General features: G+C 61.4%; 18 protein-coding genes and 2 tRNA genes. 11 read left to right on the top strand and 9 right to left on the bottom strand.

Features of this window, described 5'->3' with window-relative positions; all coding sequences use genetic code 11:
- The first annotated feature begins 138 nt into the window (after positions 1 to 138).
- Positions 139 to 972 carry an oxidoreductase gene (locus tag RW095_RS26310; protein WP_317021763.1) on the top strand — a complete coding sequence of 278 codons (834 nt, stop codon included), beginning with the start codon at positions 139 to 141 and terminating at the stop codon, positions 970 to 972.
- A gap of 84 nt (positions 973 to 1,056) precedes the next feature.
- On the opposite strand, the gene RW095_RS26315 is transcribed toward RW095_RS26310, so the two are convergent.
- The 4 genes from RW095_RS26315 to RW095_RS26330 all read right to left on the bottom strand — a co-directional run bounded on the left by RW095_RS26315 (position 1,057) and on the right by RW095_RS26330 (position 6,147).
- On the bottom strand, positions 1,057 to 2,604 hold the full coding sequence (locus tag RW095_RS26315) for a UxaA family hydrolase (RefSeq protein WP_317021764.1): 1,548 nt from the start codon (positions 2,602 to 2,604) through the stop codon (positions 1,057 to 1,059).
- Between the two features lie 5 nt (positions 2,605 to 2,609).
- Entirely contained in the window at positions 2,610 to 3,896 is a 1,287-nt protein-coding gene (locus tag RW095_RS26320; protein WP_317021765.1) for an MFS transporter, read from the bottom strand.
- 90 nt (positions 3,897 to 3,986) lie between these two features.
- Complete coding sequence (locus RW095_RS26325; protein ID WP_317021766.1) at positions 3,987 to 5,120, bottom strand: mannitol dehydrogenase family protein; 1,134 nt, start codon at positions 5,118 to 5,120, stop codon at positions 3,987 to 3,989.
- Between the two features lie 16 nt (positions 5,121 to 5,136).
- Entirely contained in the window at positions 5,137 to 6,147 is a 1,011-nt protein-coding gene (locus RW095_RS26330) for a zinc-binding alcohol dehydrogenase family protein (protein WP_317021767.1), read from the bottom strand.
- Between the two features lie 320 nt (positions 6,148 to 6,467).
- On the opposite strand from RW095_RS26330, the gene RW095_RS26335 reads away from it, so the two are divergent.
- From RW095_RS26335 to RW095_RS26350, 4 genes are all read left to right on the top strand, one after another.
- A complete protein-coding gene (locus tag RW095_RS26335; protein ID WP_317021768.1) occupies positions 6,468 to 7,169 on the top strand; it encodes a FadR/GntR family transcriptional regulator in 702 nt (233 codons plus the stop codon).
- Positions 7,170 to 7,696: 527 nt separating this feature from the next.
- Positions 7,697 to 7,894 (top strand): hypothetical protein, encoded by a 198-nt coding sequence (locus RW095_RS26340; RefSeq protein WP_027775273.1) that lies wholly within the window; start codon positions 7,697 to 7,699, stop codon positions 7,892 to 7,894.
- Positions 7,895 to 7,943: 49 nt separating this feature from the next.
- Positions 7,944 to 8,108: a hypothetical protein gene (locus RW095_RS26345; protein ID WP_317021769.1), complete on the top strand. Its 165-nt coding sequence runs from the start codon at positions 7,944 to 7,946 to the stop codon at positions 8,106 to 8,108.
- A 130-nt stretch (positions 8,109 to 8,238) separates the two neighbouring features.
- Entirely contained in the window at positions 8,239 to 9,153 is a 915-nt protein-coding gene (locus tag RW095_RS26350; RefSeq protein WP_317021770.1) for a LysR family transcriptional regulator, read from the top strand.
- A gap of 182 nt (positions 9,154 to 9,335) precedes the next feature.
- Here the strand turns inward: RW095_RS26350 and madM are convergent, their stop codons facing one another.
- From madM to RW095_RS26365, 3 genes are all read right to left on the bottom strand, one after another.
- Positions 9,336 to 10,103 carry a malonate transporter subunit MadM gene (gene madM, locus RW095_RS26355; protein WP_317021771.1) on the bottom strand — a complete coding sequence of 256 codons (768 nt, stop codon included), beginning with the start codon at positions 10,101 to 10,103 and terminating at the stop codon, positions 9,336 to 9,338.
- Positions 10,104 to 10,117: 14 nt separating this feature from the next.
- Complete coding sequence (madL, locus tag RW095_RS26360) at positions 10,118 to 10,513, bottom strand: malonate transporter subunit MadL (protein ID WP_317021772.1); 396 nt, start codon at positions 10,511 to 10,513, stop codon at positions 10,118 to 10,120.
- Between the two features lie 472 nt (positions 10,514 to 10,985).
- On the bottom strand, positions 10,986 to 11,909 hold the full coding sequence (locus tag RW095_RS26365) for a LysR family transcriptional regulator (protein ID WP_317021773.1): 924 nt from the start codon (positions 11,907 to 11,909) through the stop codon (positions 10,986 to 10,988).
- A 106-nt stretch (positions 11,910 to 12,015) separates the two neighbouring features.
- Between RW095_RS26365 and RW095_RS26370 the strand changes: the two genes are divergently transcribed.
- The 3 genes from RW095_RS26370 (at position 12,016) to RW095_RS26380 (ending at position 14,205) form a co-directional block, all read left to right on the top strand.
- Entirely contained in the window at positions 12,016 to 12,759 is a 744-nt protein-coding gene (locus RW095_RS26370; protein WP_317021774.1) for an SDR family oxidoreductase, read from the top strand.
- 332 nt (positions 12,760 to 13,091) lie between these two features.
- The gene (locus RW095_RS26375) at positions 13,092 to 13,454 is read left to right on the top strand and encodes a cupin domain-containing protein (protein WP_317021775.1); all 363 of its coding nucleotides are present in this window, start codon (positions 13,092 to 13,094) and stop codon (positions 13,452 to 13,454) included.
- A 4-nt stretch (positions 13,455 to 13,458) separates the two neighbouring features.
- Complete coding sequence (locus RW095_RS26380) at positions 13,459 to 14,205, top strand: SDR family NAD(P)-dependent oxidoreductase (RefSeq protein ID WP_317021776.1); 747 nt, start codon at positions 13,459 to 13,461, stop codon at positions 14,203 to 14,205.
- A gap of 112 nt (positions 14,206 to 14,317) precedes the next feature.
- Here the strand turns inward: RW095_RS26380 and RW095_RS26385 are convergent.
- Together RW095_RS26385 and RW095_RS26390 are read right to left on the bottom strand one after the other, a co-directional pair.
- A tRNA-Leu gene (locus RW095_RS26385) sits at positions 14,318 to 14,404 on the bottom strand.
- 209 nt (positions 14,405 to 14,613) lie between these two features.
- A tRNA-Leu gene (locus RW095_RS26390) sits at positions 14,614 to 14,700 on the bottom strand.
- A gap of 304 nt (positions 14,701 to 15,004) precedes the next feature.
- Between RW095_RS26390 and rnr the strand changes: the two genes are divergently transcribed.
- From rnr to rpiA, 3 genes are all read left to right on the top strand, one after another.
- Entirely contained in the window at positions 15,005 to 17,503 is a 2,499-nt protein-coding gene (rnr, locus tag RW095_RS26395) for a ribonuclease R (protein ID WP_317021777.1), read from the top strand.
- Between the two features lie 194 nt (positions 17,504 to 17,697).
- A complete protein-coding gene (gene rlmB / locus RW095_RS26400; protein WP_020065733.1) occupies positions 17,698 to 18,441 on the top strand; it encodes a 23S rRNA (guanosine(2251)-2'-O)-methyltransferase RlmB in 744 nt (247 codons plus the stop codon).
- A 64-nt stretch (positions 18,442 to 18,505) separates the two neighbouring features.
- Positions 18,506 to 19,201 carry a ribose-5-phosphate isomerase RpiA gene (gene rpiA / locus RW095_RS26405; RefSeq protein WP_317021778.1) on the top strand — a complete coding sequence of 232 codons (696 nt, stop codon included), beginning with the start codon at positions 18,506 to 18,508 and terminating at the stop codon, positions 19,199 to 19,201.
- Positions 19,202 to 19,229 lie beyond the last annotated feature (28 nt).

A 19,229-nucleotide genomic window follows, 5' to 3' on the forward strand; every position in this document is an offset into this window, starting at 1 on the left:
TGACGGGCAGCGCCCCTCTCGCGGGGTAGTCTCCGAGCGGTCATAAGAATAGGCAAGAAAAACCCACGATTGGGCCTCAAATTGGCAAGGTGAAGAGAATAGTATGCACTTTCTGTTCAACTTGCGAAAAGAGGCATCATGGCATCGATCAAGACTTTGCTTATCACCGGCGTGAGTAGCGGTTTCGGCCGCGCGCTCGCTCAGGAAGCGCTTGCTGCGGGTCACCGTGTGGTCGGCACGGTGCGCAGCCACGCGTCAAAAAATGAGTTCGAGGCGCTTGCGCCCGACAGGGCATTCGGCCGCGTGCTCGACGTGACCGATTTCGACGCTATCGACGGCGTCGTGGCCGAAGTGGAGGCAAGCGTGGGCCCGGTGGATGTCCTCGTGAACAATGCCGGTTACGGCCACGAGGGCGTCATGGAAGAGTCGCCGCTCGCCGAGATGCGGCGGCAGTTCGACGTCAACGTATTCGGCGCGGTGGCAGTGATCAAAGCGGTACTGCCGTACATGCGCAAACGCCGCCGCGGCCACATTCTCAACATCACGTCGATGGGCGGCTACATCACGATGCCCGGCATCGCCTATTACTGCGGCAGCAAATTCGCGCTAGAGGGCATTTCAGAAGCGCTCGGAAAGGAAGTGCAGCCGTTCGGCATCGCGGTGACCGCCGTCGCGCCGGGCTCGTTTCGCACCGACTGGGCGGGCCGCTCGATGGCCCGCACGCCGCGCTCCATCCCGGACTATGACGCCTTGTTCGATCCCGTGCGAAAGGCTCGCGAAGAGAAGAGCGGCAAGCAGACCGGTGACCCTGTCAAGGCTGCCCGCGCGATGCTGGCCGCGATCTCTGCGGAGCGACCGGCCGCGCATCTTCTGCTTGGCAGCGATGCGCTTGGCCTCGTGCGCGCGAAACTGTCGGCACTGTCCGGTGAAATCGCCGCGTGGGAATCCGTCACGCTGTCTACCGACGCCTGAACCTGCTGCTGCATGAAGAGCGTGATCGCATTGTGCTTAAGCAAAGGAGGACGGCGCGAGTGGCAACGCGTGCCGCGGCTGTCTTCAGGTGATCACGCCCAACTGCCAGGGCACGAACTCGCTTTGTCCGTAGCCGTTCACTTCGCTTTTCGAAGGCACACCCGACGCGCATTCGAGCATGCGCGTGAAGATAGCGTCTCCGAGTTCTTCAATCGAAGCCGATCCATCTATCACGCCGCCGCAATTAATGTCCATGTCGTCTTCCTGGCGTTCCCACAGCGCGGTATTCGTCGCGAGTTTCAACGAAGGCGAGGGCGCGCAGCCGTAGGCCGAACCTCGCCCTGTCGTGAAGCAGATCAGGTTGGCACCCGCCGCGACCTGGCCCGTCGCGGACACCGGGTCGTAACCGGGCGAATCCATGAAGACGAATCCCTTCGCGTCGATGCGCTCGGCGTACTGATACACGTCGACGAGATTTGTCGTTCCACCTTTGGCAACGGCGCCGAGAGACTTCTCGAGTATCGTCGTCAAGCCGCCGACCTTGTTTCCCGCAGAGGGATTGTTGTCGAGCGCCGCGCCGTTTCTTGCGCAATACTCTTCCCACCACGCAACGCGTGCCAGCAGTTTTTCGCCTACCGCGCGACTGACGGCGCGTCGCGTGAGCAGATGTTCCGCGCCGTACACTTCCGGCGTCTCCGAGAGAATCGCCGTGCCGCCGTGCTGCACCAGACGATCGACCGCTGCACCGAGCGCGGGATTGGCCGAAATGCCGGAGTATCCGTCGGATCCGCCGCACTGCAAACCGACGATCAGGTGCGATGCGGGCAACGGCTCGCGCGTCATACGGTTAGCATCGGCGAGCATCTCGTTCACCATCGCGATGCCACGCTCTATCGTCTTCTTCGATCCGCCGGAATCCTGAATCGTAAAGCTGCGCAACTGCTCCGTGTCCTTCAATCCGGCAGACTCGAGCACGCCTGCGATCTGGTTCGTCTCGCAGCCAAGTCCGACGAACAGCACCGAGTGGAAGTTCGGATGAACCGCATATCCGGCAAGCGTGCGCCTCAAAACCGCAAGTCCTTCGCCGAGCGTATCGATGCCGCAGCCTAGCCCGTGCGTCAATGCGACGACGCCGTCGACATTCGGATAGTCGGCGAGCGCGTGCGGATTCACGTCGCGCCGGAAGTGATCGGCAATGGCACGCGCGACCGTGGCCGAACAGTTCACACTCGTCAATACGCCGATGAAGTTACGCGTCGCAACTCGCCCGTTGGCGCGACGAATACCCATGAAGGTCGCGGGCATGGCGGCGTATTCCGTTGCATGCACAGCGACGCCGAATTCGTGAGCGCGCGCAAACTCGGCCATGCCGAGATTCTGAACGTGGACGTGCTGGCCACGCTGGATCGGCTGCGTCGCTATTCCGATGATCTGGTTGTAGCGTTTGACCGGCTCGCCGGCAGCGATAGCGCGTGTCGCGATCTTGTGGCCCGGCGGAATCAATCCGGCGACCACGAGATCTTCCGACGCGATGCGCGCGCCCGACATCAACTGCCGGGTTGCGATGACGACGTCGTCGTTTGCATGCAGGCGAATGACTGCAGGATCGAATTGCGTCGATTGACTGGACATGGTGTTCATACCGTTGAATGAGCGGGGCTGCGCGCGTCGTCGTTGGCATCGCTGTCGACGGGCAACGGCTCGATTTTCTTCACAATGACGAGGTAGCTGAACGCGCCAAGCACGCAGAAGCCTCCCGCCACGCACAGCGGAATCGTGAACGAACCGTGCGTCAACGAAACCATCAGGCCGGTGAACGTGGTGATCACAATGCCGGCGCAATTGGACGCGAAATTCTGGATGCCGCCGATAGAGGCGACGTGATCGGGCGTTGGGGCGACGTCAGCGGGCAGCGACCAGATGCTCGCGGCGGCGAATGCGAGGCTTCCATAAGCAATGCCGAAAAAGGCGAGCATCAGGTAGATGTTCGTCGTAAATGCGCACAGCGTGATGACCGACGACAGCAGCATACCGCTGACCATGCAGGTCTTGCGAGCCTTCGTGAGGCTCCAGCCGCGGCGATACAGCGCGTCGGAAACGAAGCCGCCGAGCCAGCCGCTAGGAATCGCCATCAGCGCCGGAATCATGCCGAGTGTGCCGAGCGACTTCAGCGAAAAACCGCGCGTCTGAACGAGATAGCTGGGAAACCAGGTAATGAAGAAATAGATGACGAAGTTCAGGCAGAAGAAGCCGAGCATCATGCCCCACAGCGTGCGATGCCTGAAGAGCGAAAGCCACGGCACCTTTCGCCCAGGGACGGCGTCTCGCGGGGCCGCCGCATCGGACTCGCCGGTCAGATCGCCGCGCGAGGGATTGCGGTACACCAGAAACCATCCGAGAACCCAAACGAAGCCGACCACGCCCGTGATGATGAACGACGCTTCCCAGCCGAGCCCACTGATGATGAGCGCCACCACCGGAATGGACAATGCCGAGCCGACGCGCGATCCGCTGTCGAAGATACTTGTAGCAAGCGCGCGTTGTGCGGGCTTGAACCATTGACTCACGAGCTTGGCACACGAAGGATAGGCGCCGGCTTCGCCAATGCCTAGCAGCAGACGGCAACCGAACATGGCGCCGACGCTACTCGCTGCCGCTGTCAGTGCCGTAAAAAGAGACCACCAGCCAACCGCGAGCGGCAACGCGATGCGCGCACCGACGCGATCGACGAACCAGCCGAACGGCATTTGCATCAACGCGTAAGTCCAGAAGAAGCCGCTCAGGATAAGACCCATTTGCGCGGGACCGATATCCAGAGCTTTCTGAATGGCGGGGGCCGCGACGGCCATGTTCGCGCGGTCGATATAGTTGATCGCGATCGCAAGAAAGCACAGCAGTATCACTATCCAACGCATGTTGCGCATATTTGTCTCCTTAGTTTTTAGTGACGGCCTCTCGCTTCGAGCTGGGCCGCCTGTTTCGGTCAAGACCGGTAACGAACCGATTATGAACGACTAGGTACCGGCTAGCGCAGCCTTGAGGCGCTTTTGCTCGACCCGCACGCCCAGTTCGCTGGCGAGTTCAACGACAGGTTTGAGCCGGCGCTGTTTCTTTTTCTGGTGATTGCCGGCGATATCGGCAAGCCGGTGCGCGAGAAACGGATTGCTGAAGCGGTCTCGCACATCGTCGAGATACTTCGTGGCAATTTCCAATTGGCCCAACGCTTCGAACACGGGAAGCACTTCGTCCTTCCATGTCGATTCGAGCGTTGCACGCCACGATTCGTTTCGCATGCCGTCGAGAACGGTGGCGGCCGGCTCGCCTCGCGAATCGAGCCAGCGTTGCGCAAGCATCGTATGACCGAGGTTCAGCAGGAAGAGCTTCAATCGTTCGTAGTGCGCCAGATCGTCGGTAATGACGATGCTTTCGTGGCGGCAGGGCAATGCCATGCCTTCCTGCCGTTCGATCGCCCATAACGCATACGGCTCGGCTACGGCGCCGACCGGCTCGATGGCTTCGGAGACGATCCGGTCGACCAGCGAATTCACCCAGATGCAATCGTTCGTCAGATAGCGCAGAAAGTCAGCCTCCATCCGCCAGCCGCGCGCGACCGAAAGCACCAGATCTCGCAACACGTCGCCGTTTCGGGAAACCAGTTCGCACGGCAGCAGCGTGATTGCCTTGCCTCCCGCGCGATAGCGTTCATGCAACAGAACGGCCAGTTTCGCCGCAAAGCCGCGCGGCGCTGTGCGGCCGTCGAGCACCGAAGCGGTATCTTCGGCAAAGAGCGCATAGCCGTTGTCCGCGGTATTCGAAACGATCACTTCCACCTCGTCGCGGATGCGTTCGAGCAACAGCGCCCAGTCGTCGTCGGCATGCAGCGCTTGTGCAACGCTGTCACATTCGATGGTCAGGTCGACGGTTTCCTTGCGATGCAAGCCGCGAATGCGAACGGGGTAACACGCGTTTGCCCGGATCGCGTCGATGCGCGTACGACTTTGTGTGCTCGCGGTGGTCTGCACCATCGCGATTTTTCCGAGCGCGTCATCCGGATTGCGACGCGCGGCTTCGCAGACAAACAGGTCGACATGCGCCTGCAAGAATCGGCTGGTCCCGAACTGAAGGATCGGACAGGGCGTGTTTGTCATGCTCGGATTCCGTTCGTTAGCATTCGACGATGGCTTTCACGACGCCGGCTGACGGATCGAGCAGCTTCGCGAAATCGGTGGGAAGAGACGACAACTGCAAGCGGTGCGTGTTCAAAGCCGCGTCGGGGATTTTGCCCGCACGCATCGCGTCCAGAACCGTATCGAAGTCTTCGAGCGTCGCGTTGCGGCTTCCGAGCAGCGTTGCTTCGCGCTTATGGAACTCCGGGTCCGAGAACGATATGACGTCCTTCACGACGGAGATCAGCACATATTTTCCACCGTGTGCGATGAATTCGAAGCCACGGCGCATGGCGTCGGCATTGCCGGTTGCGTCGAACACCACATCGAAGAATTCGCCGCCGGTCAGCTCGCTCAGCGCTTCGACATCGCCGTTGCCGACGGCGACTGACGCTGCCACGCCTAGCTTCCCGGAACAGAAGTTCAAGCGATCGGCTCTGGAGTCGAGCGCGGTGACCGTTGCGCCCCGAAGGCTCGCGAAGATCATCGCAGCCATGCCGATGGGGCCCGCGCCGACGACCAGCACACGCTGGCCGGCGCTGACGTCGGCGCGTCGGACTGCGTGCGCGCCAATGGCGAGGAATTCGACCATCGCGGCCTGATCGAGCGTAACGCCGTCCGCTTTGCGAACGAATTGAGCGGGTACGCTCAGATATTCGGTCATCGCGCCGTCGCGATGCACCCCGAGTACTTTGATGTTCACACAACAATTGGTCTTGCCGTTGCGGCAGGCAATACATTTGCCGCACGACAGATAAGGCATGACGTAGACCGCGTCGCCGGCAGCGAGGCCGGACTCCGCATCGGCTGCCTCGACCGTGGCCGACAGCTCGTGGCCCATCACGCGTGGGTATTCGAGGTACGGTTGATTGCCCGTGAAGATGTGCATGTCGGTTCCGCATACACCGACGCGCCTGACCCTCAGCAACACTTCGCCAGGTCCACGTTCGGGAATCGAGCGCGTTTCGGATCGAAGAGTGCCGGGCTTCTCGCAGACAACTGTAAGCATGACTAAATGACCTATGTGGGCTTTTCTATCGAAAAGTCGGACAAGACGAAACATTGTCTATGTGGGGGTGGTTTGGCTGCCCTGATAGCGGCGCCGTTGCCGCCTGATGTGGTCCAAAGCAGACCGAACTGAATAGCCTTGCATTCGCTGAACGTAGAATAGCTTTCCCTTTCGGAAGTGGTCAAGCCACTTTCGCAATTTGCGGGTAAATACGGAGTTTGGCGGACCGCTGGTGCGCATATTCTCAGCATAACCGCGCGCTTTTCCTGCATTTTCGACATGCATGGTCAGGCCAGTTGGATACGTCAGGGATTTGGACCATGGAACTCAAATCGGTACAGCCGCGTCGGCTCTATCACCTGATCGGAGATCAGATCCGGGCCTATATCGCGACAAACCGTCTGTCGACGGGCGACCGGCTTCCGCCCGAGCGCGATCTCGCGCAGCAGCTGAATGTGTCGCGACCTTCGGTGCGCGAGGCGTTGATCGCGCTCGAGATACAAGGCGTCATCGAGATCCGGATGGGCGCGGGAGTCTTCGTTCGCTCCGTCGCACCGGTCCCGGACGCGCTTCGCGACAAAATAGGCGATAGCCCCAGCGACATCATGCAGGCGAGAGCGGCAATCGAAGGTTGTGTCGCATCGTTGGCATGCGCGCGTCTCACCGACCAGGGGCTGGCCCGTCTGCGAGCACTCGTCGCGGACATGCGCCGCTCGATTGCGCAAGGCGGCTCGCCAGTGGAAGCAGACCGGCAGTTTCATATCTGCATTGCGGAGATCGCGCAGAACGCGGTGTTTACGCGGCTGGTTGGCGAACTGTTCGACGAGCGACACGCGCCCATTGCTGAAAAGCTGCGAATGCAAACTGAGAATGCCTCGACATGGAGCGCGGCACTCGTGGAGCACGAAAGGATCGTCGGGGCGCTGTGTGCGCGCGATCCACTGGAGGCGCAAGCCGCCATGCGCTCGCATTTGCGAGCCTCCGAGGCTCGCTGGGTCGGCTCGCTCCGTACAGGCAGCTGAAAGCCATGGTGCGGTAACTGCGCCGCAAGCGGAACGTTGTTCGTGTCTTTTTTCACGGCGAATGAACGACTTGTGAATATTCGCGCCGCGCGGATTAATACTTTGTTTGAACCGGTTCGAACAGCGTTCACCTTTTTGGCGAAGTAATTACTGTCGATTTATTGTCCGCCCGGTTTTAATGTGCGAGCCAGTACCGTTTAACCGATAAACAAAACATTTGCCTGTAAATAGCCGTCGGGCTCGCCGCGGCGCCCGTCCAGATCGCCATGCGCGGAGATCAAGGCCGACCGGCCATTTTCCGGGACGCTGTATATCATATGTTTAAATAACGACTATCATCGTCAAACGGCGATGTTTATTTCGTTTGATAAACACCGTACCTTTCAGTTTAGAATGTTCACCCGACGCCTCCCCCGACTCGCATCCAGTCCATACATGGGATAAATGTCGGAAATTACCGGAATGAAACGACCCAGAGGTAATTCGTTCTTCCGTCTTCATTAATACAAAATTGTGAGAGACAACTCATGCTGAGTCCGAAAGAGTTCGCCACGCTGATGCTGGTCAAGGCCGCGCCAGACCAGATCGATATGTGCAGGCAAGAACTCGACACGCTGCTTGAACGCCAACTGGTTGCACTGGAGGAACTCGCTTGCGGTCACCAGCGCCTGCATGTGACCGGCGCGGGACATTCAATGCTCAACGCCGTGGCGCGAAAGCGCTGAGCCGCGCAGCAGCCACGTCCAGAATCCCTGTACTGAACGAAGGGCGGTAATGAACGAAGAATTAGTTAGCATCGTGATGGGCGTAGCGGTCCTCGTGATCGCGGTCGTCTTTGCAGTAGGTCACTATCGGCGAGAACATCGCCGCAGCAAGCTGCTACGGGAACTGGATCAGATACCCGGGTGGTACTGGCAGCGCCATCAGCCGCGCAACTGAGTCAACTGATTCAACTGACGCAACGCGCGCCCGCGCTGGCTGTTTCGCTCAGCCCGTGAGGGATTAACGCTATTTGCCGCAGGCGCTCGCGAGCCGATAATCGACGGTTTCGACCGTTCCATAGCTCGACATGCGCGACCGAATCGACGACGAGATCACCTTCCGCAAGCTGGAAGTGCTGCTCGCATTCATGCAGACCGGCAGTCTCGCGAAGGCGGCCGAGGCGCTGAACGTGAGCACGGTCAGCGTGCATCGCGCGCTGCACTCGCTCGAACAGGGTGTGCGCTGCGCATTGTTTCGCCATGAAGGCCGCAACCTCAAATCCACCGATGCGGCGCAAATGCTCGCCGACGTCGCGCAAGAAGTCATCACGCTGATGTCCGACGGCATCCGCGCGACGCGCGAGGCCGCGGGCTATTCGTCGGATCGCCTGAAGATAGGCTCGCTTTATTCGCTGACTATCAGGACCGTGCCGGGCATCGTCGTCGACATCAAGGTACGGCGGCCCACGCTTCAGGTCGAACTGGTGCTCGGCCCGAACGCGGAACTGATCGAAAAGCTCAAGCAGGGCGCGATAGATGCGGCGCTGATGGCCTTGCCCGATGCCGAGCCCGAGGTCGAATTCATTCCGCTTTTCGAAGACGATATTTTCTTCGCCGCACCCTCGAATTCGCCGTATGCAAACCTCGAGGCCGTCGATCTGCGCGACTGCCGCGACGAAACCTTCGTTTCGCTCGGCGAAGGGTTTGCTACATATCACGGCTTTCAGGAAGCGTTTCGCGTCGCGGAGTTCACGCCCAACGTGACGATGCGAGTGGGCGACATCTATTCGTTGATGAACCTGGTAAGCGGAGGCGTCGGCTATACGCTGTTGCCTGGCCGCGTGCGAGGCGTATTCGGCGACAAGGTGCAGTTCATCCCGCTCAAACCGCAATACATGATGCGCCAGACGATCGGCGTCAGTTTCCTGCGGGCACGCGAGCGCGATCCGAACCTGCTCGCGCTCATGGCCGTGTGCCGTCTTCGAACGAGAAACGCCGGTTGATGCTTCGGAGCCGCGGCTTCGTCGAGCGTTGCGCAATGCAAAGCGACGGCCGGCTCCAGGCGCGCGAAGCATAAGAGTTAGCACCCGTGTTCGTGGCCGCTTGCGCGCGCGTCGCGAGGCGGTGCATGACGGCGCACGAAGGTCGCCACGCGCCACCCGCGAAAACCCGGCTGCGGTAAAGCTCAACCGCCGACCAGTGCGCGCGTCGTGAAGAACAGCAGCGAAGGTCCGAGCAGGCAGCCCACGCCCGTATGAAAAGTGGCGATGAGTGCGCCATAAGGAACGAGCCGCCGATCGGTGGCCGCCAGTCCCGCGCTCACGCCGCTGACGGTGCCCGCAAGGCCGCCGAAGATCATTGCGGAGCGGGGCGTTTTGAGTCCCATGAAGCCGGCCGCGAGCGGCGTGCCGATCATGACGATGATCGCCTTGATGAGGCCGGTCGCGATGCTGAGCGCGATCACGTCCGAGCTTGCACCGATCGCCGCGCCCGTCACCGGTCCGACGATGTAGGTGACCGCACCCGCGCCGATGGTCGTCATGCTGACCGCATCGGTATAACCGAACGCATGAGCGACGCTTGCGCCCACGATGAACGGCAGCACCGTGCCGAGCAGCAGCGAGACGACGCCGATGAGCCCGGCCTTGCGCGCTTCGGTGGCCTGCACCTCGAAGGCCGTCGCGACGATCGCGAAGTCCCGCAGCATCGCGCCGCCCATCAGGCCGACGCCGGCGAAGAGCGGCAGGTCTGCAAGACCTTTCTGGCCGGCGGTGAAGACTCCGCCGAAGTACGCGAGCACGAGTCCGATCACGATAGCGATCGCCGAGCCGTGCACGCGCCCGAACGTGAGCTTGCGCGAAATCAGCGACGACACCCACATGATGAGCCCGACCAGCGCAAACGCCGTGACGAGGCCGTTGTGTATCAGTACTTTGTCGAGCATCTGGATCATGGCTGGCTCCTGCTTCAGATTTCTTCGGGTTGCGGGCTGCCGATGAACGACGTGCTGTCGCGACCGGTGCGTGACAGCACGGCGATACAGGCGGCGCACAAGGCTGCGGCGCCCAATGCCGAAAGGAGCGCGACGGGGCCGCCTTTGAGCGCGGCGACGACGTTCTGGTTGGCCGCCATCGCGACCACGACGGGGATATACATCGCGCCCCAGAACCCCACGCCCGCTTCGGTTTCCTTGGGCAGCAGACCCTTGCCGTGCAGATAGAGCCGCAGGAAGATCAGCAGCAGCATCGCAATGCCGACTCCGCCAACGTTGGTCTTTACGCCGATGGCGAGCCCGAGCAGGTCACCGAGAAACAGACCGGCCAGGTGGCAGAAAGCAAGCAGCGCAGTTCCATAAATAATCATTCGTGTCTCCTGTCCCGTGTCTCATGCAAAAGCTGTCGGCCAGAGCTCGCAATGTGCTTACTCTCACCTCATGCAGGGCGGTTGCTAATTGTTTTTTCAGCCTCTCGCGAGGCAGTGTTATGTGCGTGAAAACGCTCGCACCAGTGCCGGTTCTCTGCCACCGCTGAGGTGGTTTTCATCGGACTGTCGATAGCATGGCGCGAGTCTATGGGAGCGCGAGTTACCCGTTCAATGACGTTTGCCAGGCGTTCGTTATCGTGAGGCTAACGATTCCAGGTATGCGATGCCGAGATCCATGCCTGGCGGGGCATACGAGCCCGTCTCACGGTTTAGGGGTTTTCCCTCGCGCGGCGTGCAACGGGCAAATTTGCGGCTGTCGAGTCGCGGTCGGAGGCACGTGATCCTTTGTTGAGCGCGAGCGATGGACACCTCACGCAAGCGTCGCGATGACAGATTGGCCGTGAATCTAGTGTCATCGAGCGTCGAACTTGGACGCGAGCCTTTGCTCCCGGAAAGTAGCGACCACAAAGTCGATGAACACCCGTGTTTTTTCCGGAAGGAGTTTTTTGTTCGAGTAATAGATCGAAATCGGCCCATGGTCCGCATACCAGCCGGGTAGCAGGCGCACCAGCGCTCCGCTCGAAAGCCAGCGCGCCGCGTGCGGCATTGGAAGGAATGCAACACCGTGGCCTAGCATGGCGGCGTGGGCCATCGCCTCGGGGTCGTCGAAAATCAGCCTCGGACGGCACTCGGCCTCGGCCTGCTCGCCGACCTGGTTACGCAGCGTCCATGTACGCAGTCGACCCGATGTAGCCGAGCGCCGCACGATGCCGTCGAAGTCAGCCAGATCGCTGGGATGACGGGGCATTGCACGTGTCGCCATATACGAAGGCGAAGCCGCCACGATCACGTGGGTCCGGGCGAGTTCGCGTGCCACGAGTCCCGGCGTGAGTTCGATGCCGCCGCCGATCGCGGCGTCGAATGCGCCCGCGATCAGGTCGACCGGACGGTTGTCGAAGTGCCAGTCGGGAACGATCGCGGGGTAGCGTTGAAGAAACTCGCCGAGCAACGGCACCAGGTACTCGCGACCGAATGCGAGCGCCATGCTGACCTTCAGCGAGCCGGACGGTTTGCCTTCATGCGTGGCTGCATTTGCAATGGCATCGCGAACTGCGGAAAACGGATCGGCCACGTCCCGCAGGAAACGTTCGCCGGCCGCCGTGAGCGTCAGGTTTCGCGTGCTGCGTTGAAAAAGACGCAGACCGAGCGACGCCTCGAGTCGAGCCACATTCTTGCTGACTGCCGCGGGCGTGAGGCCGAGGCGCCGGGCCGCCGCCGAAAAGCTGCCCGACTCGGCGCTAAGGACAAACGACTCGATCGAGTTCAACGCTTCCATCGTGACTTGATACAAATGGTTGAAAGACCAACTCTACATTAGACGCTACCGGTAATTAGGTGTCGAGCCCATACTTCATGCACTCAATTCAACCAGGAACGACATCATGGATTCAACCCTCAATGGCAAAGTGGCGTTTGTAACCGGCGGCGGCCGCGGAATCGGAGCCGCCATCGTGCGGCGGCTAGCTCGCGACGGTGCGGCTGTCGCGTTCACCTACAAAGGCTCGGCGGCGGTTGCGAACGATCTCGCGGAAAGCATTACACGTGCGGGCGGGCGCGCCATCGCGCTGCAGGCCGACGCTGGCGACGCGGCCGCACTGACGCGTGCCGTCGATGACGCAGCGGCGGCGCTCGGCAAGATCGACATCCTGGTCAATAACGCCGGCGTGCTGTTGATGGGCACGGTCGACACCTTCTCGCTGGAAGACTTCGACAAGACGCTGGAAGTCAATGTGCGCGGGGTGTTCGTGGCCATAAAAGCGGTGCTCCCGCACATGGGAAATGGCGGGCGCATCGTCAACATCGGCAGTTGCAATGCGGAGCGTATGCCTTTTGCGGGCGGCGCTGCTTATGCGATGAGCAAGTCCGCGCTGCAAGGACTGGTTCAAGGCCTGGCGCGCGATCTTGGCCCGCGCGGGATCACGGTCAACAACGTGCAGCCTGGCCCGACCGACACCGACATGAATCCGGAGAGCGGCGACTTTGCATCGGCATTGCACGGCTTGATGGCGCTGCCACGTCATGCACATCCTGACGAGATCGCCGGCATGGTGGCTTATGTTGTCGGACCGGACGCCGGGTTCGTCACGGGTGCGAGCCTGACCATCGACGGTGGCTTCAACGCATAGTGCTCGCCCGTATGTCGAGTTCCGGCGTGACTCGTTCGAGCGGTGCGCCTTGCCGCGCGCCGGTCGGTCGGCTATGTGGCACGTATGCCGAGCCGTCTTTACCCGGCGGTGACTGACTGACGCTCCGGCATGTGTCGATGTCACATGTCGTGCGCCACCGCCATGTTCTTGCGGATGCAGTTCAAAGCGCCGATTCAAACAAAGTCGGCGTGATCTTTTCCGTTTCACCTCCTAGACTCGATTGTTGTCCGCAAGCGGTTGATGGCCGCGTGGAATCGTCTGCGCTTTGCCGAACCGCTTGCGCCTCTCCGTTGACGACAAAAGGAGAACCGATGGAATGCATCGAGATATACACGAGCGCCGACGGACACTCGAACTTCAGAACCATTCAGGCCTTTGAACCGAGTCCGGTGCTGTTCAAGGGTGTTGCCGTGTCGTTGTCTTCGCCGCTGCCATGCGAAAGCGTGCTCATGCATGAATTCGATGGTGACTACTTTCTCGGCTGGCATAACCCGCCATCACGGCAATACGTCGTGGTGCTCGACGGCGAACTGGAAATCAGCGTGCAAGGTCCGGACACAGCGCAGCGTTTTCCAGCGGGCGCGGTTTTCGTTGCAGGCGATCTGCAAGGCACTGGCCATACGACGCGCGCAATCCGCTCGGGCCGCGCATTAGTCGTCAACCTGCGGGGATAACGCGATGCAGCTCGAGCATGCTCTGGCAGTGGTGACAGGTGGCAGCAGCGGCATAGGCTTCGCAACCGCTGAACGATTCGTAGCCGAAGGCGCGCGCGTGGTGATCAGCGGGCGCAACGCGGAAAAACTCCAACAGGCCGCGGACAAGCTCGGCGAGAATGCGTTGCCGGTTATAGCCAATGCCGCGAACCCGGAAGACATGCAACGGCTATATCAAACAGCGGTCGGCCATTTTCAATGCGATGTCGATGTGGTGGTCGCGAACGCGGGTATCTCCCGGCAAACTCCGCTGCGCGAGACGACGTTGCAACAGTTTTCCGATGTTCTCGACATCAATGTCGGCGGCGTGTACTCGACCGTACGAGAGGCGCTGCCGTTCCTGGCCCGACCAGCGTCGATCGTTCTCGTGGCGTCGCTCGCGGCCAGTCAGGGCACGAAGAATTTTTCCGCGTATTGTGCGTCGAAGGCGGCGGTGGTCTCGCTGGCAAAGTGCTTTGCAGCCGATCTGGTCGAACTCGGCGTGCGCGTGAACAGCATTTCACCGGGAGTTGCCCATACGCCGATCTTCGATACGCTGGGCATATCCGAGGCGCAACTGTTGCAATGGTCGAATGCGATTCCCATGAAGCGCCCGGCCGAACCCGCCGAGGTTGCTGCGGCGATCCTTTTCCTTGCGTCGAATGCATCGGGGTATGTGACCGGCGCCGATCTCGCAGTCGACGGTGGCATGTCGGGCATCAGTCCGTTCTGAACGGGACAGATGGCGCACGTTGAACTCATCGGATCGCAGGCAACAAAAAACCCCGTAAGACGTTGATCTTACGGGGTTCCTCGAACTACTGCGGCTTACGCCGGAACAACTGTGGTGCCCAGGAGAGGACTCGAACCTCCACGGTGTTGCCACCGCTAGGACCTGAACCTAGTGCGTCTACCAATTCCGCCACCTGGGCACGTTTTCAAGCTAGACCGCTATTTTAGCGAGCTGATGCAGCGTGTCAATCCCCGCTTTTAAACAAACTTAGCAAACTTCGCTTTTACCGCCACGAGTAATGCATCCAATGCCGACGAACGGCAATGAGACTACATGACCTCAAATCAAAACTCGTTGCACAAAAACTAAAGCCGCCCAATGCAACATGGCGGCTTTAGTTTTGAATCTTGGTGCCCAAGAGAGGACTCGAACCTCCACAGTGTTGCCACCGCTAGGACCTGAACCTAGTGCGTCTACCAATTTCGCCACCTGGGCAGGTGATGAACAGCAAAGACCGCCATTATAGCGACAGAATGGAACCTGTCAAGCGTTTCTCAAAACTTGCTTAAACAACCCGCCCACGAGGCTGCGCGGGCTTCCCGGCGACTATTGACGGCCCGCGTGGCGCGCCGGACGGGTGTTAGAATGCCTCGCAGTAGTTCGTTGGCACGGTGCACAAGCCCGTCGGACTCAGCCTTGAACGAGCCGGACCCGAGAGAGTCTTTTCAGTGCAACGGCAGGCGCGACTCATGCGCGCTGCAACGCTTCTTAAGCCGAGCCACATCGCAGACCGACGTCCATGCAACGAGAAAAAATCATCGACAAGCCCTTGAGCAAATTTCCGTATCCGATTCCGAGCCGCGAGGAAATCCTCGGCGTTCTGCGTACGAGCGAAGCGCCGCTCGCCGCCAACGACATCGCCGAAGCCTTGTCGATCAAGCGCCAGGAGCGCGAGGGGTTCTTCAAGCGCCTGGGCGCGATGGAGCGCGACGGCCAGATCCGGCTCGATCAGCGCAATTTGTATCAACTGACTCATCCGTCGAACTTCGTCGCGGGGCGCGTTCAGGGCCATCGCGACGGCTACGGCTTCCTGATCCGCGACGACGGCCAGGACGATCTGTTCCTGCCCACCGCCGAAATGCAGAAGGTCATGCACAACGACCGCGTGCTCGCGCGCATCGTCGGCTATGACCGGCGCGGCCGGCCGGAAGGGCATATCGTCGAGGTCACCGACCGCGCCAACAAGCGTGTGATCGGCCGCCTGCTCAACGAGAACGGCGCGCTGATCGTCGCGCCCGAAGACAAGCGCATTGGCCATGACATCCTGATCACGCAGAACACCAAGAAGGCCAAGGTCGGTCAGGTGGTGGTAGTCGAATTGACCGATTTTCCGAGTCGTCATTCGCAGCCGCTCGGCCGCGTGGCCGAAGTGCTCGGCGATATCGACGACCCCGGCATGGAAATCGAAATCGCAGTGCGCAAATACGGCGTGCCGCACGAGTTCAGCGCCGACGCGCTTGCCGAAGCCTCGAAACTTCCCGACGAAGTCCGCCCGGCCGACGTGCGTCACCGCATCGACCTGCGCGACGTGCCGCTCGTCACGATCGACGGCGAAGACGCGCGCGACTTCGACGACGCAGTGTATTGCGAGCCCGTCAAGGTAGGTCGCGGCGAAGGCTTCCGCCTGATCGTCGCAATCGCGGACGTCTCGCATTACGTGCATCCGAAAAGCGGCCTCGACGCAGACGCGATCGAACGCAGCACGTCCGTTTATTTCCCGCGCCGCGTGATTCCCATGCTGCCGGAAAAACTGTCGAACGGTTTGTGCTCGCTGAATCCGAACGTCGACCGTTGCGTGCTGGTGTGCGACATGATCGTGACCGCGCGGGGCGAAGTGAAGGCGTATCAGTTCTATCCCGGCGTGATGCATTCGGCCGCGCGTCTGACTTATACCGAAGTCGCCGCGGTGCTGAAGAACACCAAGGGTCCGGAAGCCGCGCGTCGCGCCGCGCTGCTGCCGCAACTGCAGAACCTGTACGGCGTCTACAAGTCGCTATTCGCCGCGCGTCAGAAGCGCGGCGCGATCGACTTCGACACGACCGAGACGTACATCGTCTGCAATGCGCAGGGCAAGATCGAACAGATCGTGCCGCGTACCCGCAACGAAGCGCACAAGCTGATCGAGGAATGCATGCTGGCCGCGAACGTCTGCGCCGCCGACTTCCTCAAGCGCAACAAGCATCCGGGTCTGTTCCGCGTGCATGCCGGGCCGACTGCGGAGAAGCTCGAGAATCTGCGCACGTTCCTGCGCGGCATGGGTCTCACGCTCGGCGGCGGCGACAAGCCGCACGCAAGCGACTACGCCGCGCTGATGGCGCAAATCCGCGAACGGCCCGACGCGCAGATGCTGCAAACCATGCTGCTGCGCTCGATGCAACAAGCCGTATATAGCCCCGACAACATCGGCCACTTCGGTCTCGCGTATGAGGCGTATGCCCACTTCACGAGCCCGATCCGCCGTTATCCCGACCTGCTCACGCACCGCGCGATCTACGCGATCCTGCAGGGCCGCAAGTATCAGCCGGAGCCGCCACAAGGCGTCACGCTGAATACGGCCCTGTCGCCGCGCGCTCGCGCGATGCAGCAGGCCGACGACGAAAAAAGCGGCCGCTCGCGCTCGAACAACGTGGCGATCTGGGAAGAACTGGGCTTGCATTGCTCGGCCAACGAGCGTCGCGCCGACGAAGCGTCGCGCGACGTCGAAGCGTGGCTCAAGTGCTATTTCATGCGCGACAAGCTCGGCGAAGAATACGGCGGCATGGTGAACGGTGTCACGTCGTTCGGCATTTTCGTGCAGCTCGATTCGCTTTTCATCGAAGGTCTCGTGCACGTCACCGAACTGGGCTCCGACTACTTCCAGTACGACGAGATCAAGAACGAACTGCGCGGCGAGCGCACCGGCATTCGCTACCGCCTGTCGGATCGCGTGCGCGTGCAGGTGAGCCGCGTGGACCTCGACGCGCGCAAGATCGACTTCCGCCTCGTGCGGGATACGCCGATCAAGCCGCATCCGGTCCGCGGCGTGGCGGCCGACAAGTCGTCCGGCGAAAACGGCGGCGCGCGCGTGCGCGCATTGCCGCCGGTCGATGGCGGCGCGGCGCCGGGCGCGCACCGCAAGAAAGCGGCTCCCGCACAAAGCGCTGCCGTCAAGGAAGCACGCGCCGCGCGCGGTGCCGCGAAGAAACACGGCGCGGCGCCCAAACCGGCGTCCAAGCCGACGGTGCGCAAGAAGCGCTAAAGCCGCCTCGTGGCTTGAACCGCGCGCAGCGGGTACGTCAACACGTACCGGTTGCGCGCGGTGTTCGTTTCATCTGCCTGGTTCGATCTACGGTCAATGCCGGCTGCACGCGCTAGCTGGATAGCGAACAGGCACATATATTCATCACAGCAGCGCGGCTATCCTGCCGCGCTCAATCAAAGGTTGTATCAGTCATGGCACGTCACAAGGTTCTATACGGTTTCCACGCAGTCACCGCGCGTATCAGGCACGATGCGTCGACAGTCGAAGATGTTTATTACGACGCCACGCGCAAGGACCGTCGCATGACCGAGTTTCTGCACGTGGCGAAGGAAGCGGGCGTGCGTCTCATCGCCGCCGACGAAACGCGCCTGTGGGGCCTCGCGCACACCGAGCGTCACCAGGGCGTGGTGGCGCGCGCGGGCGACATGCCGCTGGCGCAGAACCTGGCTGAATTGCTCGACGGCATCAATGGTTCGCCGCTCATTCTGGTGCTCGACGGCGTAACGGACCCGCACAATCTGGGCGCCTGCCTGCGCGTCGCCGATGCTGCCGGCGCGCACGCGGTGATCGCGCCGCGTGACCGCGCGGTCGGCCTGAACGCGACGGCCGCGAAGGTCGCGAGCGGCGCTGCCGACACCGTGCCGTACATCACCGTGACGAACCTCGCACGGGCGTTGCGCGAACTGAAGGACGCCGGCGTGTGGGTCGTGGGCACCGCTGGCGAGGCCAGCAAGAGCCTCTATGAGACGGAGCTGGACGGTCCCGTTGCACTCGTGATGGGCGCCGAAGGCGAGGGCATGCGCCGCCTCACGCGCGATACCTGCGACGTCGTCATGCAGATTCCGATGGCTGGCACCGTGGAGAGTCTGAACGTGTCCGTGGCGAGCGGCGTGTGTCTGTTCGAGGCGGTCAGGCAGCGGGCGGTGAAGAAGTAATTCCGGCCGGCCCGCGGCGTCTACTCCGGTAAACTAGCGTTTTTTACTGCTAGCCGGCATTCCCATGACTCAAGACGAACTCAAGCAACTGGTCGGCCAGGCCGCCGCCGACTACGTCCACGCCAACGTGCCGGAAGGCTCGTTGATCGGCGTGGGCACAGGCTCCACCGCGAACTGTTTCATCGACGCGCTGGCCGCCAACAAGGCGCGCTATCGCGGCGCGGTGTCGAGTTCGCTCGCCACCACCGCGCGCCTGCAATCGCACGGCTTCAAGGTGCTCGATCTGAACGAAATCGATTCGCTGCCGGTCTATGTGGACGGCGCGGACGAGATCGACCACGGCGGCGCGATGATCAAAGGCGGCGGCGGCGCGCTGACGCGCGAGAAAATCGTCGCGTCGGTATCGGACGTGTTCGTCTGTATCGCGGATGCGAGCAAACTCGTCGACACGCTCGGCAATTTTCCTCTGCCAATCGAAGTGGTGCCGATGGCGCGCACCGCAATCGGCCGCCGCGTGACCGCGCTCGGCGGTGTGCCGGTGGTGCGCGTCACGCAAGAGGGCGCCCCGTTCATCACCGACAACGGCAACGAAATCATCGACGTCAAAGGTCTGCGCATTAGCGACCCGCGCACGCTCGAAATGCATATCAACGCGTGGCCAGGCGTCGTGACGGTTGGACTTTTCGCGGCGCGCGGCGCAAATCTGTGCCTGCTCGGCACGGACACCGGCGTGCAAACCATCGAATACCGCAAGGACTGAGTCGCGCGCGAGCCTTCTCACGCGGGCT

The sequence above is a fragment of the Paraburkholderia kirstenboschensis genome (assembly GCF_032806925.1).
In the GTDB taxonomy this organism is placed as follows: Bacteria; Pseudomonadota; Gammaproteobacteria; order Burkholderiales; family Burkholderiaceae; genus Paraburkholderia; species Paraburkholderia kirstenboschensis.

Coding starts and splice junctions, on each gene's coding strand:
- madM (WP_317021771.1), bottom strand. CDS start 10,103: ATGATCCAGATGCTCGACAAAGTACTGATACACAACGGCCTCGTCACG.
- RW095_RS26325 (WP_317021766.1), bottom strand. CDS start 5,120: ATGACAAACACGCCCTGTCCGATCCTTCAGTTCGGGACCAGCCGATTC.
- RW095_RS26330 (WP_317021767.1), bottom strand. CDS start 6,147: ATGCTTACAGTTGTCTGCGAGAAGCCCGGCACTCTTCGATCCGAAACG.
- RW095_RS26370 (WP_317021774.1), top strand. CDS start 12,016: ATGGATTCAACCCTCAATGGCAAAGTGGCGTTTGTAACCGGCGGCGGC.
- RW095_RS26335 (WP_317021768.1), top strand. CDS start 6,468: ATGGAACTCAAATCGGTACAGCCGCGTCGGCTCTATCACCTGATCGGA.
- rnr (WP_317021777.1), top strand. CDS start 15,005: ATGCAACGAGAAAAAATCATCGACAAGCCCTTGAGCAAATTTCCGTAT.
- RW095_RS26315 (WP_317021764.1), bottom strand. CDS start 2,604: ATGTCCAGTCAATCGACGCAATTCGATCCTGCAGTCATTCGCCTGCAT.
- RW095_RS26365 (WP_317021773.1), bottom strand. CDS start 11,909: ATGGAAGCGTTGAACTCGATCGAGTCGTTTGTCCTTAGCGCCGAGTCG.
- RW095_RS26340 (WP_027775273.1), top strand. CDS start 7,697: ATGCTGAGTCCGAAAGAGTTCGCCACGCTGATGCTGGTCAAGGCCGCG.
- rlmB (WP_020065733.1), top strand. CDS start 17,698: ATGGCACGTCACAAGGTTCTATACGGTTTCCACGCAGTCACCGCGCGT.
- rpiA (WP_317021778.1), top strand. CDS start 18,506: ATGACTCAAGACGAACTCAAGCAACTGGTCGGCCAGGCCGCCGCCGAC.
- madL (WP_317021772.1), bottom strand. CDS start 10,513: ATGATTATTTATGGAACTGCGCTGCTTGCTTTCTGCCACCTGGCCGGT.
- RW095_RS26345 (WP_317021769.1), top strand. CDS start 7,944: ATGAACGAAGAATTAGTTAGCATCGTGATGGGCGTAGCGGTCCTCGTG.
- RW095_RS26310 (WP_317021763.1), top strand. CDS start 139: ATGGCATCGATCAAGACTTTGCTTATCACCGGCGTGAGTAGCGGTTTC.
- RW095_RS26320 (WP_317021765.1), bottom strand. CDS start 3,896: ATGCGCAACATGCGTTGGATAGTGATACTGCTGTGCTTTCTTGCGATC.
- RW095_RS26380 (WP_317021776.1), top strand. CDS start 13,459: ATGCAGCTCGAGCATGCTCTGGCAGTGGTGACAGGTGGCAGCAGCGGC.
- RW095_RS26375 (WP_317021775.1), top strand. CDS start 13,092: ATGGAATGCATCGAGATATACACGAGCGCCGACGGACACTCGAACTTC.
- RW095_RS26350 (WP_317021770.1), top strand. CDS start 8,239: ATGCGCGACCGAATCGACGACGAGATCACCTTCCGCAAGCTGGAAGTG.